Here is a 15,939-nt window from a genome sequence, read left to right as displayed (position 1 = left end):
GGCTGCCGCTGCCCGGTGAGCCGCCGGCCGCCCCGTTCGTCGGGAGCCGGCTCAGCTGTCGGCGAGCCGTTCGTCACACGGTCTGTCCCACGCCCCGTCCCGCGACGGGTCCTTCGCCACGCCGCCCCCCGCGTCCGGCGGCGCGTCCACCCGGCGCAGCCGGCGGATCGCCGGCACGCTCAGCAGCGCACCGCACACCGCGAGGGAGACGACTCCCCCGGCCAACAGCACCTGTTGGGCACCGAACAGGCCGGCCGCAGGCCCAGCGAGGGCCTGTCCGACCGGCAGCATCACAAGCGAGCCGGCCACCTCGTAGGCATGGATGCGGTTGAGCACCGCGCCCGGCACCTGCGTCTGCACACTGGTGGCCCACATCACGCCCCAGAACGCCAACGCCGCCCCCGCCACCACCGAGGCCCCGGTGATCATCGCCACCGGCAACGAGGCACCGATGGCCGCCGGTTGCAGGGCGAAGCCGAAGAGCGCGACGGCGCCGGCGCGCAGGGGGCGGACCGGTCTGATGCGCAACGCCAGCAGGCCGCCCATCACCATGCCGACGCCGAGGCCCGAGTTGATCAGGCCATAGACACGCTCGCCGTGTTCGGTGATGATCTCGGTCGCCGCCAGCGGCACCGAAGGCCCCCAGGCCGCGCCCATGAAGACCATCCAGATCACGATCACCCCCCACATCCAGGGTCGCGCGACGAACTCCCGCCAGCCCTCGGCGAGATCGGCCCGGAACGCCGTCCGTTCGCCGCCCGGCACCGCCGGCGGCCGGGGCCCCGGCGGCAGCCGCAGCGCGACCAGGCAGAGCGCGCTGACCAGGTAGGTGCCGGCGTGCACGGCGAAGACCCCGCCCGCCGAGGTGAGCCCGACCAACACGCCTGCGGTGGCCGGCCCCAGCACCGCCATGCCCGACTCCGCCGTGCGCACGGCGGCGTTGGCGGCCTGCACATCACGTGCGATCAGGGGCACGGTGCTGGCGACGCCCGGTTGGAACATCGCTGCGCACACCCCGTTGATCACACCGATCAGGCAGATGCCCCAGAGAGCGACATGGCCGGTTATGAACAGCAAGGCGGTGATCGTCTGGGTGACAACTCGCACCAGATCCGAGCCGATCATCAGCCTCCTGGTGTCGAACCGGTCGGCGAAGACCCCGCCGAAGATCACCAGTCCGGCGAAGCTGGCGGTGAACGACGCCATCGCCGCCCCCACCGCGCCAGCCCCGCCGCCCTCCCGCACGAGCCCGGCGGCCAGCGCCACCGGCAGCATCAGATCGCCGAGCTTGGCGACCGTTCGGGCGGCGAAGAACAGCGAGAAGTTGCGGCTCCAGAGCCCGGCCCCGAGCCCCGCTCCACCCGCTGATGTCACGTCGCCGCCCGAGGCGGAGGCCGAGGGGCGGGGTCTGTGCCGTTCGGGTGATGGCGTGCTCATGACGTCACTATCTCCTCTCCCCCGAACGTGTCCTGGCCAGGACCGACCGATCCGGTCATCCCCGCCCGGCCACGCCGACCGCGTTCAGCCGCCAGGTCCGCCGCCGCCCGACCCGTCCGGTCCGCGTTCCTCGGGTCCCGGCTCCAGCGGGGGCGCCGTGACATGGCCGTGCCGGGTGCACTGCGGCTTGGGCGCCTCCTTGCGCGGCAGCCCCCGAGGCACGGTGAACCAGGCCACGAGCGCGCCCAGCACCATCAGCCCGGCACAGACCAGCACGGCGCGGCCGAAGGACACGTTCAGCGCTTCGGCGTCCCGGTAGTCATGGGTGGAGAGGCCGACCAGCAGCGGCAACGCCGCCACGGCGAGCAGTTGGGCCACCCGGGCCGCCGCGTTGTTGACCCCGCTGGCGATGCCCGCACGGCGGTCGTCAACGGAGGCGAGCACGGTGGCGGTCAGCGGCGCGACAAAGAGGCTGATGCCGAGTCCCTGAACGACGAGGGCCGGAAACACGTCAGGCCAGTAGGAACTCCCCGGACTCACCCGGCGCAGCAGCACCAGGCCGACCGCGGCGACCAGGGGGCCCAGCGTCAACGGCAGCCTGGGCCCGATCCGCTGCGCCAACTCTCCCGCGGGCCCCGACAACGCGATCAGCAGCAGGGTGGTGGGCAGCGAGGCCACTCCGGCGGTCAGCGCGTCATAGCCGAGTCCGTTCTGAAGCTGCGTGGGCAACAGGAAGAAGATGCCTCCCAACGCGGCATAGAGGCAGAGCGTCACCAGGTTGGTGGCGCTGAAGAGCCGGGACCGGAACACGGTCAGGGGCAGCATCGGATGGGACGCGCGGCGCTCCCGGCCCACGAAGGCGACGGCCAGTGGGACCCCGACGAGGAGCGGCCAGGGGACGCCGTCGATCAGCGCATAGGTGAGGCCGCCCAGGGCCAGGGCGCCCAGCGCCGCGCCCAGCACGTCGAAGCGGCCACTGGCCTCCCAGTCCCGGCTCTCCGGCACCCGACGCGCCAACACCGCGATCACCAGGGCGAACGGGGCGTTGATCAGGAAGATCCAACGCCATCCGGGACCGTCCACCAGCCATCCGCCGAGAAACGGGCCGCCCGCGGTGGCCACCCCGCCGAGGCCGGACCACAGGCCCACGGCCTTGGCGCGCTCGCGCTGCCGGAAGGAGGACTGGATCAGGGCCAGCGAGCCGGGGGTCAGCAGCGCCCCGCCCACTCCCTGCAGGGCACGGGCGGCGATCAGCGACGGCCCGTTGGGCGCGATCCCGCAGAGCAGCGAGGCCAGCGCGAACCAGCCGACCCCCCAGAGGAAGACCCGGCGCCGCCCGAAGCGGTCTCCCAGCCCGCCACCGAGCAGGATCAGCGCGGACAGCGTGAGCATGTAGGCGTTGAGCGTCCACTGCAGGGACGACAGCGGGACGTCGAGGTCGGCGCCGATGTGCGGAAGCGCGACCGTGACGATGGTGCCGTCGAGCATGGCCAGCCCCGAGCCCAGCACCGCGCAGATCAGGACCCAGCGGCCGGCCGCGCTGGCCACCACGAGATCGCCGGCAGGGGGCGCGTGCGCCATGGTCAGTCCCTTCCGCGTCGCCACCGCGCCGACCGGGTCGGCGAGCTGTCCCGCCCATGGCACCACCGGCGCTCTCCCGGCGCGCGCCGAGATCGTGCGCCCCCGCGCGCGCCGCGCGACGGCCGGACGCCCCGGTCAGCGGGGTGCCGGCTTGCCTCCCGCACATGCGACGGGGCAATCCCCCGGTTTGCCCGCGCTTTTCGACGGCCCCGTCTACGCTGTCGCCTCCAGAGAACACCAAGTGCCCACACACCATGGGGAGTACGTGGACCCGGCAGTCATCGGGGTTCGCCTCACGTCGAATCTTGTCGCACCACTTATTCGCAATCTCTTTCGAACCGAAGGGGTGGGCGCCGATCTGGTGCAGCGCCCCGTTCGGATCAGCTCGTTGGTCTCCTTCAAAGGGGAGAAACGCACCCTGACGGACGCGGATTTCACCCGCATCGCCGAAAAGCTCGTCGACCGGGCCGCCACCGCCACCGGACTGTACGAGCAGCTCCCCTCCTACGAGCTCAACGCCCTGGGCAACGCGGTGGCCAACTCCCTCCGCGCGCTGGGCGACCTGACCATGGACGATGTGCAGGCGGTCCAGCTCGGCCACCACGCGCTGGCCCGGGCCCTGCTCCGCGAGTCCCCCAGCGCCACCATCGGCCTGTCCACGGACGCCGTGCTCCTCCACGAACGTCTGCTCGAAACGGCCTGCCTGCATATCCTGCATTTCTTCACGCAGCGGTCCAGCTTTGTGCCCAGAACCCTGGTCGAGCACAGCCGCCAGATCGCGGAGCTCGCCGAAAGGATCGACCGCCTGATCTCACGCACCCCGGCGCCGGCGGACACCCCCTTCGAGAGCCGCTATCTGTCCTATATGGCGGACAAGCACAGCGAATTGAATGTGTTCGGGCTCGACCTGGTGCATTCCCCGCACAGTTGGCCGCTGGACAGCGCCTATCTGAGCCTGGAGGCGAGTACCCGTTCGCCGGGGTCCGCGCCAGGGCTGATGCCGGCCGAGCAGGTGCTCTCCGGACGCGACCGGGTGCTGCTGCGCGGCGTCGCCGGCTCGGGCAAGACCACGCTGATCCAGTGGCTCGCGGTGAGCACCGCCGGGCGCAAGACCGGCGAGCAACTGCTGCACCTCTACGGCCTGGTGCCCTTCGTGCTGCCCCTGCGCACACTGACCCGCGCGTCGGGGGCCACGCTGCCGGGGCCCGACCAGTTTCTCAACGTGGTGGGATGCACGATCGCCGGTGAGCAGCCCACCGGCTGGGCCAACCGCGTGCTGAGTGAGGGACGCGCCCTGTTGCTGGTCGACGGCATCGACGAGATCCCGGAGCACGAAAGACTCCAGGTCCGGGCCTGGCTCCGCGATCTGATGCGCGGCTACCCCAGGAACCGCTGGCTGGTGACCTCACGCCCCTCGGCGGTGCGGGACGACTGGCTGGCCGGCGAGGAGTTCACCGAGCTGGACCTGGCGCCGATGAGCCCGGACAACGTGGAGGCCTTCGTGCGCCGCTGGCATGTCGCCGCCGGCGCGGGGGACGCCCTGGCCCGCTCGCTGCTCCAGGCCGCGCGCAGAAAGCAGGACCTCGGCCGGTTGGCGACCAACCCGCTGATGTGCGCGTTGATCTGCGCGCTCCACCAGGAGCGGCGCGGCTATCTCCCCAACGGGCGCATGGAGTTGTACAGCGCCGCGCTCTCCATGCTGCTGGCGCGCCGGGACAGGGAACGCGGCATCGTCGCTCCCGAACGGCTGGTGGTCAGCGAGGCGCACCAGATCCAGCTGCTACAGCGCCTCGCCTACTGGATGATCCGGAACGAGCGCTCGGAGATGGACCACACGGACGCCGTGACCCTCCTCGACCGCGCCCTCCCGGCCCTGCCGGTCCTGGCCGAACGGTCCGACAGCGAGACGGTCTTCCGTCATCTCCTCAACCGCAGCGGTCTGTTGCGGGCGCCCAGCGTCAGCACGGTGGACTTCATCCACCGCACCTTCCAGGACTATCTCGGCGCCAAGGCGGCCGTGGAGGAGCTGGACTTCGACGTGCTGGTCGGCAACGCGCACCTGGACCAGTGGGAGGACGTCATCCGCATGTCCATCGCCCACGCCCGGCCGGCGGAGCGCGCCAAGCTGCTGACCTCGCTGCTGAACCGGGGCGACGAAGGGCCCGACCCCGGCCACCGCCTCCATCTGCTGGCGGCGACCTGCCTCGAACACGCCACCGAACTGGACCCCACCGTGCATCGCGAGGTGCAGCAGCGTGCTGCCGCGCTGATTCCACCGCGCTCACAGGACCAGGCCAGAGCCATGATCGAGGTCGGCCCCGTGGCCCTCGAACTCCTTCCGGGGCCAGAGGGGTTGACCGTCGAGGAGTCCTACCACACCGTGCTGACGGCCACCGGCATCGCCACGGACGCGGCCATCCCCGTCCTCGCCCAGTACTGCCTCACCTTCGACCCCCGCATCCGGGACCTGCTGGTGCGGTCCTGGAGCCGTTTCGACACGGTGCGGTACGCGGCGGAGGTGATCTCCCAGGTCGACGAGGGCGATCTCTACTTTCCCGTCTCCCACCCGGCGCAGGTCCGCGAGCTGGCCGCCCACGGGGGCCGCCACCGGATCGCGGTCACCGGCGGATTCCCGCTGGAGGAGTGCGCGCCGCTGTGTTCCGCCCGCCGGGTCACCCACCTGCGGCTGGCCGCCGAGACGGACCTCGACGCGCGCGCCCTGTCCTGCTTCCGGGACGTCCACCAGATCACCATCGGACCGGCGATCGCCCTTGTCGACCTGGGGGAGTTCGCCGAGTTGCCCTCGTTGCGCTCCCTCCATGTCTCGCCGGACACCGCGCTGCTCGGCGAGGACACCCTGCCCCGCCACATCCGCGTCGAGATAACGGAGTCACCGTCCCCCGCCGAGCGGGACACCGGCCAGGAACTGGTCGCCTCACCGACCCGCGCCTAGGGTCCGGTCGGCTCAGGAGGACCAGCGGCCGGCCCAGCCGGGGAACGACGCCGGCGTCGCCGTGATCGGCTGGCCGTCGGGGCCGGTCTCCCCGGCCATGGCCGCGCGCAGATCGTCCGCCAGCCGGCAGAGCGACGGACCATAGGTCGGATCGGTCAGCGCCGCCGCGAACTGCGCCTTCAGATACGCCTCCGGAGTGCCGGTGTCGAACCAGGTGCCGTCGATGACCTGCCCGTACACCGGGTGTTCGGCGGCATAGGCGTTGAGCGCGTCGGTGAGATAGATCTCCCCGTCCGGACGGTCGTACCAGCGGCGGGTCTGCTCCTCCAACTCGGCGATCACGCCCGGGGTGATCACATAACCGCCGATGGCCGCGAAAGGCGACGGCGCGTTACGCGGCTCCGGCTTTTCCACCAGACCGCCGATGGCCATACAGCCATTGCCCAGGTCCTCCTTGACAATGGGCACCCCGTAACGCACGGACTCGGCCGGATCCATGGGCATCAGGGCCAGCACCGGGGCATCGGTGGTCTCATAGGCGGCGATCAACTGCTGGGCGCGCGGCACCTCGGAGACGAACACATCGTCGGGCCACAGCACGAGAATCGGCTCATCACCCAGAATGCGATAGGCATTCAATACCGGAGTGCCATTACCATAGGGGCCGTTCTGGTACATGTAGGTGATGTGCGCGAGCTCCGAGACCTCCTGCACGCTCTCGGCGTGATCGTGCTTTCCCGCCTCCCGAAGTTGCGCCACCAGCCCCGGGTTCGGGCGGAAGTGCTCCTGGATCAGGTCCTTGCTCCCGCTGGTGACGATGATGATCTCCTCGATGTCCGAGGCGACCAACTCCCTTACCGTGTGCTCGATCACCGGTTTGTCGCCGATCGGCAACATCTCCTTGGGCAGGGCACGGGTCAGCGGCAGCAGTCGCGTGCCGAGGCCGGCGGCTGGAATGACGGCCTTGCGAATTCTGGTCATGGTGAGGGAACCCTTCGGAGCCAATGTCGGGCACCGCGCGACGGCGGGCAACACCGACGCTACCAAGGCCCACCGGAACGGCATCTTGAGAAGCCTCCCGGGAAACCTCGTGTTCACCTTGCGCCGCTCGGAATGCGCGGACTGTCCGGCTCTGTCAGCATGAAAAGGTGAACGCCATGCGCCGTGAGGATCACCGCGCCGACAACGGGCGCGGCAAAGGGCCACGCGCCGCGAGGGGCGGGCCCGGTCACCCGAGTGGCCCAGCCGCCCCGGCGTCGTCCGGATCACTCGGCACCTATCGCGAACGACGCGACTTCTCCCGCACCGCCGAACCGGAAGCCGAATCGCCCTCCGGGGGCGCCGCCGCGCGTTTCGTGGTGCAGATTCACGATGCCAGCAGCATGCATTTCGATTTCCGCCTGGAGGCGGACGGGGTGCTGAAATCCTGGGCCGTCCCCAAGGGCCCTTCGACCGATCCCCAGGACAAACGGCTGGCGATGCCGACCGAGGATCATCCGCTCGCCTACCGGAACTTCGAGGGCACCATCGCCGAGGGCGAGTACGGAGCCGGCACGGTGATCATCTGGGACGAGGGCACCTGGCGGCAGGAGCGCGGCCGGTCGGTGCGCGAGGCGCTGGAGCGGGGGCACCTCTCCTTCCGGCTCGACGGCCGCAAGCTGCGTGGTGGCTTCGCCCTCACCCGCTTCCGCGGCGACGCCTGGCTGTTGGTCAAGCGCGACGACGGGAGCGCCGGTCGCCGGGGCACTCCCGACCCGACGCGCGCGCGATCGGCCCGCACCGGCAGAACGCTGCGGCAGACGGCGGCCGGCGCGCGTTAGGTTCCGCGCGCCCCCCGGCAGCGCGGTGCCCCGTGGCGCCGTCCCGCCCGCGGCTCAGCCGAAGTTGACGGCCGCTCCGGTGCCGAGGTGTTCGGTGACCGCCAGATCGGCCTCCACGGCGCCGAGTTTGGCGCGGATCGCCGAGAAGGCGTCGTCGCCCAGCGCCAACCGCAGGGGCGGGTCCGGCAGCCGCAGCACCGCCAACAGGGCCTCCGCGGCCTTCCGGGGATCGCCGGGCTGTTGTCCGTTCTCGGTCCCGAGCAGGCTCTCGCGCAGCGGACCGACCGTAGCCTCGTAGTCGGGCAGCGGCGTCGTCGACGAGATGGCACCGTTGAACGCGGTGCGGAAGGCCCCCGGTTCGACGATCAGCACCCGAACGCCCAGGGGCCGCACCTCGTCGCTCAGCGCCTCACTCGCCAACTCCAGTGCCCCCTTGGCCGCGCAGTAGGCGCCGACACCGGCGAACGACAGCAGCCCGCCCATGCTGCTGACCTGCACGATGGTGCCGGATCGCCGGCGGCGCATGGTCGGCAGCGCCAGCCGGGTCAGACGCAGCGGCCCGTGGAACATCACCTCCATGACGTGCCGCAGTTCCTCGTCTCCGGTCTCCTCGACGGCGCCCACGGTGCCGAAGCCGGCGTTGTTCACCAGCACGTCGATCGGTCCGCCCACCGCCTCCGCCTCCCGCAGTGCGGCGGCGCAACGGTCCGCCTCGGTCACCTCCAGGGGCACCACGGCCAGTCGCTCGGGGTGGGCCGCGCTCTTCGCCGCCATGGTCTCGGGGCGGCGCACCGCCCCCGTCACCCGGTCGCCGGCGGCGAGCGCGGCGTCGACGAAGGCGGCGCCGAGGCCGCTGTTGGCTCCGGTGATGAACCAGTGGCGGCCGGCGGGTGGCGCCGATGGTTCGTGCGCGGAGGCGGATTGTTCACGCCTCGATGGTTCGTGCATGGGCGAAGTCACAGGAGCCGAAGATGCCGAAGACGCCGAAGAAGTCATGGCACGACCATTTCCCGGCGGGAGGTGGCCGCGACATGGGCCAAAGGTGGAACGTTCCGCCTTGTCCGAACGCGAGCGCCGCCCTATAACGGGACCGTGGAGCCATACCCCCCGCCGCGTGCCGCCGCTCTGGCCGTGGCCTCCCGGAGTTCGGGACCCCGCCAACTGCCCGCCGGCGAACCGCTGCCCCCGGAGGACTACCGCCGACTCTTCGGCGTGGTCGAGGCGGTGGACCGGGCGCCCGATCTGCCCGCGTTCCGGGAGGCGTTGCTGCGCGCCCTGGAGGAGTGGTTCGGCTACCCGAGTGTGGTGGTGTTGCACGGTCCGACCATCGTCGCGGCGCTACGCGAAGGCCATGGGATCAAAAGTGGCTACACGCGAGCGTTCCTGGACGAGTACGCCACCCGCTGGATCGCCGATGACCCCTTTCTTTCCTCGCATGCTTCCCAGTTGCTGACCGAACGCGGCGTGGTGACGCTGCGCGAGCTGGAGCCCGAGCGGGATCCGCGCCAGGCCGCCTTCGTCCACGAGTTCCTGCGCCCGCACGGGGTGCGGGACAAGGTCGGGATGATGATCGACGCCGGCGAGGAGGGCGCGTTCTACGTCGGCGCCCTGGTGCGTGGCGCCCGGTGGATTCCGGCGCGCGACATCGCGGTGATGCGGTCGCTGAGCCGCCACCTGGCCCCGCTGGCCCGTCAACTTCTCGCTCATGACCGGGTACTGGCAGAGGCGAGGCGCCACCTCGCGCTGACACCGAGGGAACGTGAGGTCGCCGACCTGGCCGCCCGCGGGCTCACCAACCAGCAGATCGCCGCCCGGCTGTTCGTCGGGGTGACCACGGTGAAGAAACACCTGGGGCGTGTCCTGGCCAAGACGGGCGCCACCAGCCGCACCCAACTGGCGGTGCGCTGGAGCGAGTTTCACACCGGGACCGCCAGCCGCCCCATCCCGGCCAGAGAGCGATCCCCTGCGATTGACACTGGTCATGAAGAGCGCTCTAAGTGACAGACTCCGCTCATGGATACGCGGAAACTAGGACGTAGCGGTATCGAGGTCAGCGCGCTGGGCTTCGGCTGTTGGGCGATCGGCGGCGAGTGGCAGAACGAGAGCGGCGAGCCGCTGGGCTGGGGCCCGGTCGATGACGATGTCTCGGTGCGCGCCATCCACAAGGCACTGGATCTTGGCATTACGTTCTTCGACACAGCCAATGTGTATGGTGCCGGGCACAGCGAGAAGGTGCTTGGACGAGCGGTCGCCGGGCGTCGGGACGCCGTGGTGCTCGCTTCCAAATGGGGCAGCGTCTTCGACACCACCACCAAGACCACCACCGACGGGCCCGACCTGCGCCCCGAGCATGCGCGGGAAGCCCTCACCGCGACACTGCGCCGGCTGGGCACCGACTATCTCGACCTGTTCCAACTCCATGTGAACTACGCGCCCATGGAAGCGGCTGCCGCGCTGAGGGACGTCTGCGAGGAGTTGGTCGCCGAGGGCCTGATCCGCGCCTATGGCTGGTCGACGGACGACCCGCAACGCGCTCGGCTGTTCGCCAAGGGGCCGCACTGCGCGACCGTGCAGGTCAACTGCAATGTGTTGCAGGATGCCCCGGAGATGCTCGCCGTCTGTGCGGAACTCAACCTGGCGGCCATCAACCGGGGCCCGCTGGCCATGGGTGTGCTCACCGGAAAGTACGGTTCCGGTGCGGGCCTCCGGCCCGGCGATATCCGTGCCACCCCGCCGGAGTGGCTCACCCTCTTCCGGGACGGCCGGGTGGCGCCCGAGTGGCAGAAGCGGTTCGAGGCGGTCCGCGCCGTCCTCACCAGCGAGGGACGGACCCCCGCCCAGGGCGCGCTCGCCTGGCTCTGGGCCCGCAGCCCACACACGGTGCCGATCCCCGGGATCCGCACCGTGGAACAGGCGGAGCAGAACGCGGGCGCGCTGCGCTTCGGCCCGCTGACGGCTGCTCAACTGACCGAGATCGACGGCCTCCTGGGCCGCTGACCAGCGCCTCGGGCGCCGGACCGGCCCGCCCAGGGCGCCCGCCTGGACTCCTGGGCCCATGAGAGACTGCTCCGGAAGCTGACTCGACTGTGGAAAAGAGTTGGGCCCACCATGGCGGACCAGATCAACGAAGGCCCCGGGCAGGACGGCGCGACGCCGACCGGGATATCGGGAGAGACTCCGGCCTCCGGGGCCGCCTCGTCATCGGACTGGAGCTGGACCGCCGCCCGGCCCAGCCAGGAACCGGTCGCGATCGACACCAGCAAGCCGAGCATCGCCCGGGTCTACGACGCGGCGATCGGCGGCAAGGACCACTACGCCGTGGACGCGGCGGTGATCGCGGAGGGGCGGCGCGTCTCGGCCGCCGGGGTGAACAGCGCCCGCGTCAACCGCGACCTGTTGATCCGGGGCGTTCGCTACCTGGCCGAGCAGGGCATCGACCAGTTCCTCGACCTCGGCTCCGGACTGCCCTCGGCCCAGAACACCCACGAGGTCGCCCAGGCGATCATTCCGCAGGCGCGTGTGGTCTACGTCGATAACGATCCGATCGTGCTCTCGCACGGGCGAGCGCTGTTGGCCAAGAACAACTGCACCAAGGTACTGACGGCCAACGTCCTGGACGTCGAGGAGATCCTCGCCCACCCGGAGGTGGACGGCTTCCTGGACTTCTCCCGGCCCATCGGCCTGCTGATGGTCGCCGTGCTCCACCACCTCCTGGACGAGGAGGACCCGGCGGGGATGGTCGAGACGTACAAGGCCCGCCTCGCCCCGGGCAGCCACCTCTTCATCACCCACTTCTGCAACTCGTTCCCGGAGGCGAGGACGTTGCAGAACGTCCTCGTCCAGTCGCTGGGCCGGGGGCAGCTGCGCAGCCGGGAGGAGATCACCCGGTACTTCGACGGCATGGAGCTCCTGGAGCCGGGCCTGGTTCCCCTCCCGCTCTGGCGCCCGAACGGTCCGGTCTCCGAACCCCTGGACCACAGCGGGCTGTTGATGATCGGCGGCATGGCGATCAAGCGCTGACGCGCGGTGGTCCCGTCCTCGCGTCCCCCGGAGGACGCGGGGTCGCGGGGACGGGACCGTCCGGCACGAGGGGCTCAGCTGTCGCCGGCGTGCACGGCGACCGCCGACTTCGCGGGCAGCTCCACCGTTGCCTGACCACCGGAGACGGTCACCTCGGTGGCACAGTCACTGAGCATGTCGCAGTACGTACCGTCGGGCAGCTGGGTGCCGAGCTGGACGCTCACCTGCTCGTCGGAGTTGTTGATGGCGACCAGCCCCGCGCCCCGGTCGAAGCCGATCACGTTGTACTGCGGGGACTGGATCTCCCCGACCTCGGCGCCCGCGACCGCGTTGCGCCAGCCGACCGCGCCGGTGATCCGGGGGTCACGGTCCAGGCAGTACCAGCCGTTGTCGCAGTCGGTTCCGGTGACGAACCCACTGCCGTCGGCGGGCGGCGAGTCGTCGCGGCCCTCGTACTCGAAGCCCGAGTAGACCGTGGGGGGCGCGTCCGACCAGGCCAGCTGGAAGACGTTGGCGAGGACGGCCGTGTCTCCGTCCCGATAGGTCAGATGCCGGCCGTCGCGCTCGGTATCGTGGTTGGTGACGAAGGCGACGGAGTCGTCGGCCGGCAGCAGGCCGCCGCCGAAGTCGGTCAGTTGGGCGATGTCGCCCTCGAACGCCCCCTTCAGCTGGTCGCCCATGGCGAAGTCCAGCACCCGGCCGCTGCCGAAGTAGTCCTCAGCCGGCGGAGTCGGCCCGGGGAACACCTCGTGGAAGACGAACGGCCGCTCGCCGTCGGCCGTCGAGTCCAGCGCGCCGATGATCGCTTCCAGATCCTCGGCCGGCATGTGCTTGGACGCGTCCACCCGGAAGCCCGAGACGCCCAGCGCTATCTGGGAGTTGAGGTAGCCGACCAACTGCTCGCGCACATAGGAGCTGTCGCTCTTGAGGTCGGGCAGCCCCAGCAGCTCGCAGTTCTGCACCTCCCAGATGTCGTTGTAGTCGCTGATCTCCCGGTCGCAGATGTCGACGTTGTAGTCGGCCCGCGAGTACATCGGCGGATCGTACTTGTCGCTGATCTGGGTGCCCGCGTAGCCGGTGCCGCCGATGGCGGCGGTGTGGTTGATCACCGCGTCGGTGTAGACCCGGATGCCCGCGTCGTCGCAGGTCCGCACCATGGCGGCGAAGTCGCTCTCGGATCCGAGACGGCCGCTCAACTGATAGCTGAACGGCTGGTAGATGTCCCACCAGGCGCCTTCCGGGTGCGCCAGCGACTCGTGCGGCGGTGCGACCCACACCGCGCCATAGCCCGCGGGGGCGAGCACGTCGGTGCACTCGGCGGCCACGGAACTCCAGTTCCAGGCCCAGAGGTTGGCGATCACATCGTTCTCGGCGGCCTGGGGGGACACGGCCTGCCCGGCGTTGGCCTCGGCGGCCGGCTCGGAGGCGGCCATGCCGCTGCCGGGGATCAGGGCGGTGATCAGCCCGGCGACGGGCAGTCCGAGCAACGCGATCCGCCACCCGGTCGTGCGGGACGGGGTGGGGTGTGGGGGTTTCCTGCGCACAACGGCTCCTTCGACTTGCTCCGGAAGGCCACACGCGCCAGCGGCCGTTCTGCAAGAAGATGCAGAAACTTGCGGCATCGTATGAGCGTCGGCTCACGCTGTAAACAGTCCGCGCAGACGTTCGTCTCCGGGTGTCCTGCCGCTGCGCCCCGAACCACCGCCGCTCCGCTTGCAACTTCTTTCAGTCAGCGCACACCGTCCGCCGCCTCAGGGCAGCTTGCCCAGAAGGTGCGGGACGGCGTCCGGCAGGGATTCCTCGCAGGTGGACATGCCCGGTCCGCCCAACCGGATCTGCACGCTCACCGAGCGCGCGTCGGCTATCTCGTAGAGCACCGAGCAGGTCACCTCGTACGGGGAGTTCGAGATCTCCTCCGCCTCGTGGACATCGGCCCCCTCGGACCGCGCGGTGAACCCGAACTCCTCGGCCAGCTCGGCGGCTTCGCGATCCCAGACATGCACCACCACCGAGCTCGCATGGACTCCCCCCATGGAGGAGACGATCCTGGTCCCGAAGCGGCAGGCGTCGACTATCCGCTCGTCCACCGGCTGCGGCAGCCGATACCCCTCGTCGAGGCGCAGCTCTTCCAGCTCCGATTCGGAGAAGTAGCGACAGGCACGGGGATCGTCCGCCTCGAATCCCGGGATCGGCTCCCGCTGGGCATGCCCCCAGGCGGCGGCCCCCAGCGTTGTCGCGAGAACGACAGCCACGGCACCGACCGGCCACCACCAGGCGCGGAAGCTACTGGCCCGGCCCCGATCGCCCCCTCCCACCGCCTCGGCGACCGCGTCGGCGAGCCGCCGGGCCTCCTCGGTATAGCCGGTGATCAGCATGGAGCCGCCGTCCCTGGCATCTATGCGGCAGTGCACGTCGGAGCCGAGCAACTCGGGCCCACGCGCCCGCTGATCACGCACCCGCGCGACGTCCTCCCAGAACACCGCCGTGCGCTCCTCCGCATGGTGGTGAACGAGGCCGTGCTCACGCAGCGCGAAGGATTCGCCGGGCCGGCTGACCGCCTGCCAGACCCGCACGCCGCCGACGACCAGCCCGGCCAACCCCACGCCCAGCAGCAGCCCGGGGATCAACGTCGGGCCGAAGCCCTCCCGCGCCTCGTCGGCCTGCCCCAGCAGCAGCGGCACCCCGACGGCGACCGCCACGGCCCCCAGCGCCAGGGCGGACCAGCCCACCACGGCCCGCTTGCCGCTGTCCGTCCGGAACTCCTCCCGAACCGCTCCCAGACGACGATCAGCCATCGGATTCCCTCCCCCAACGCCACTGCCAACGTTGGCCCGACGATAGCGCGCACCACTGACAGTCGCCGCTCGTTCACAGGAGGGCGGTCCGGCCCCAGCCCCCTCTGTACGGCGCGGAGTCGAGGATCCGTCCCGCGAGCTGCGAACACGAGGCACCGGCGTGGGCACGGGGCATGCGACACAAGCCGGTGGCGTCGTCATGCAGTTGCACGACTGCTCGGAAGTGACTCCTCCCCCCGATCCCGGGCATATTCCAGGGGCATGTTTCCTGGCAGGAGGGCGTTGGCGCACACGAGGGACCTATCGCCAGGATTCGGTCATCTATCCGATTGGGCAGAGGCTGTCCCCTCGGGTGCTGCACGATGTTGAGATGCGGTCAGCGGGACCGCCCCGCTTGTCAGTACGCCCGAGGAGAGACTCAGTGGGAGCCCAACCGGCCCGACGACAGTCGAGAGAACTCCATGGTGCCGTGCCCACGGCCCAGCACATGGTGGTCGGTCGTGAGTTGCGGCGGCTGCGCGACGCGGCCCTGCTCAGCCAGAAGAACGCTGCGAGTCTCCTCGGCATCAGCACCTACATACTCAGCCGCAACGAGACCGGTGAAACCCCGTGCAAACGAGAGACCCTGCTCAAGGCCTGCGGAATCTACAACGCGACGCCCGAGGAACAGGCCCTGCTCTCCCACATGCTGAGCGAGGCCAGTAGGCGGCGCTGGTGGCAGGGCTCCGAATGGCGAGGCGTCGCGCAGAAGAAGCTTCTCACCCTGATCAGCCTGGAAGAACAGGCGGAGTACATCCGGGTCTACGACCGCGATCGCATTCCGGGCATGCTACAGACGGAGGAGTACGCGCACTGGGCGATCAGCGTGGGAATGGGCGGTGGATCGGAGAGGGACATCCGACGGCGCGTGAATCTCCGGATGGAACGTCAAGGGCATTACGCGCAGTCGAAGGGAAAGCACTACACGAGCGTGTTGGACGAGGCGACCCTCATCCGGGGCTACGGCAACCCCACGGTCATGCGACGGCAGTTGGAGAAGCTCCTCGAACTGGCCGAAGACCGTCGTTACGGGCTGCATATCGCGGAGTTACGGAAATACAACATGCCAACCGGAATCGGGCAGACGATCCTCTTCGACTTCGGCCAACAGATCCTCCCCACGATCCTCTACGAGGAGCGCCACGAGAGCGCATTCGTCTGCCAGGAGCCCGAAGAGGTGGACGAACGATGCAAGAGCTTCGATCGGTTACTTCACGCCAGCATGTCCACGATCCACACGAGACGGCGCATCCGCGATCATCTCGATCGGCTGACCAGGAAAACCCACCGGTGA

General features: G+C 70.1%; 12 protein-coding genes. 6 read left to right on the top strand and 6 right to left on the bottom strand.

Annotated features, from left to right (window positions below; genetic code table 11):
- Window positions 1-51: 51 nt before the first annotated feature.
- Window positions 52-1,437, bottom strand: a complete 1,386-nt coding sequence (locus K4G22_RS18295) for an MFS transporter (protein ID WP_228081360.1) — start codon at window positions 1,435-1,437, stop codon at window positions 52-54.
- A gap of 84 nt (window positions 1,438-1,521) precedes the next feature.
- Window positions 1,522-3,018: an MFS transporter gene (locus K4G22_RS18290; RefSeq protein WP_228084139.1), complete on the bottom strand. Its 1,497-nt coding sequence runs from the start codon at window positions 3,016-3,018 to the stop codon at window positions 1,522-1,524.
- Window positions 3,019-3,259: 241 nt separating this feature from the next.
- Here K4G22_RS18290 and K4G22_RS18285 point away from each other — a divergent pair, with 241 nt between their 5' ends.
- Window positions 3,260-5,971 carry an NACHT domain-containing protein gene (locus K4G22_RS18285; RefSeq protein ID WP_425336716.1) on the top strand — a complete coding sequence of 904 codons (2,712 nt, stop codon included), beginning with the start codon at window positions 3,260-3,262 and terminating at the stop codon, window positions 5,969-5,971.
- A 12-nt stretch (window positions 5,972-5,983) separates the two neighbouring features.
- Here the strand turns inward: K4G22_RS18285 and K4G22_RS18280 are convergent, their stop codons facing one another.
- A complete protein-coding gene (locus tag K4G22_RS18280; RefSeq protein ID WP_228084138.1) occupies window positions 5,984-6,952 on the bottom strand; it encodes a UTP--glucose-1-phosphate uridylyltransferase in 969 nt (322 codons plus the stop codon).
- A 176-nt stretch (window positions 6,953-7,128) separates the two neighbouring features.
- Between K4G22_RS18280 and K4G22_RS18275 the strand changes: the two genes are divergently transcribed.
- Entirely contained in the window at window positions 7,129-7,791 is a 663-nt protein-coding gene (locus K4G22_RS18275; RefSeq protein WP_425336800.1) for a DNA polymerase ligase N-terminal domain-containing protein, read from the top strand.
- Window positions 7,792-7,845: 54 nt separating this feature from the next.
- On the opposite strand, the gene K4G22_RS18270 is transcribed toward K4G22_RS18275, so the two are convergent.
- Window positions 7,846-8,739 (bottom strand): SDR family NAD(P)-dependent oxidoreductase, encoded by an 894-nt coding sequence (locus K4G22_RS18270; RefSeq protein ID WP_228081358.1) that lies wholly within the window; start codon window positions 8,737-8,739, stop codon window positions 7,846-7,848.
- 144 nt (window positions 8,740-8,883) lie between these two features.
- On the opposite strand from K4G22_RS18270, the gene K4G22_RS18265 reads away from it, so the two are divergent.
- The 3 genes from K4G22_RS18265 (at window position 8,884) to K4G22_RS18255 (ending at window position 11,811) form a co-directional block, all read left to right on the top strand.
- The gene (locus K4G22_RS18265; protein ID WP_228081357.1) at window positions 8,884-9,792 is read left to right on the top strand and encodes a helix-turn-helix transcriptional regulator; all 909 of its coding nucleotides are present in this window, start codon (window positions 8,884-8,886) and stop codon (window positions 9,790-9,792) included.
- 12 nt (window positions 9,793-9,804) lie between these two features.
- Window positions 9,805-10,788 carry an aldo/keto reductase gene (locus K4G22_RS18260; protein WP_228081356.1) on the top strand — a complete coding sequence of 328 codons (984 nt, stop codon included), beginning with the start codon at window positions 9,805-9,807 and terminating at the stop codon, window positions 10,786-10,788.
- Window positions 10,789-10,899: 111 nt separating this feature from the next.
- The gene (locus K4G22_RS18255; protein WP_228081355.1) at window positions 10,900-11,811 is read left to right on the top strand and encodes an SAM-dependent methyltransferase; all 912 of its coding nucleotides are present in this window, start codon (window positions 10,900-10,902) and stop codon (window positions 11,809-11,811) included.
- A gap of 74 nt (window positions 11,812-11,885) precedes the next feature.
- On the opposite strand, the gene K4G22_RS18250 is transcribed toward K4G22_RS18255, so the two are convergent.
- On the bottom strand, window positions 11,886-13,355 hold the full coding sequence (locus tag K4G22_RS18250; RefSeq protein WP_228081354.1) for an alpha-amylase: 1,470 nt from the start codon (window positions 13,353-13,355) through the stop codon (window positions 11,886-11,888).
- A 207-nt stretch (window positions 13,356-13,562) separates the two neighbouring features.
- On the bottom strand, window positions 13,563-14,606 hold the full coding sequence (locus tag K4G22_RS18245; RefSeq protein ID WP_228081353.1) for a hypothetical protein: 1,044 nt from the start codon (window positions 14,604-14,606) through the stop codon (window positions 13,563-13,565).
- Window positions 14,607-15,075: 469 nt separating this feature from the next.
- Between K4G22_RS18245 and K4G22_RS18240 the strand changes: the two genes are divergently transcribed.
- A complete protein-coding gene (locus K4G22_RS18240) occupies window positions 15,076-15,939 on the top strand; it encodes a helix-turn-helix domain-containing protein (protein WP_228081352.1) in 864 nt (287 codons plus the stop codon).

The sequence above is a fragment of the Streptomyces profundus genome, assembly GCF_020740535.1.
Classification (GTDB): domain Bacteria; phylum Actinomycetota; class Actinomycetes; order Streptomycetales; family Streptomycetaceae; genus Streptomyces; species Streptomyces profundus.
Note: the sequence above shows the minus strand (reverse complement) of the source record. Positions and strands in the feature narration are given on the sequence as shown.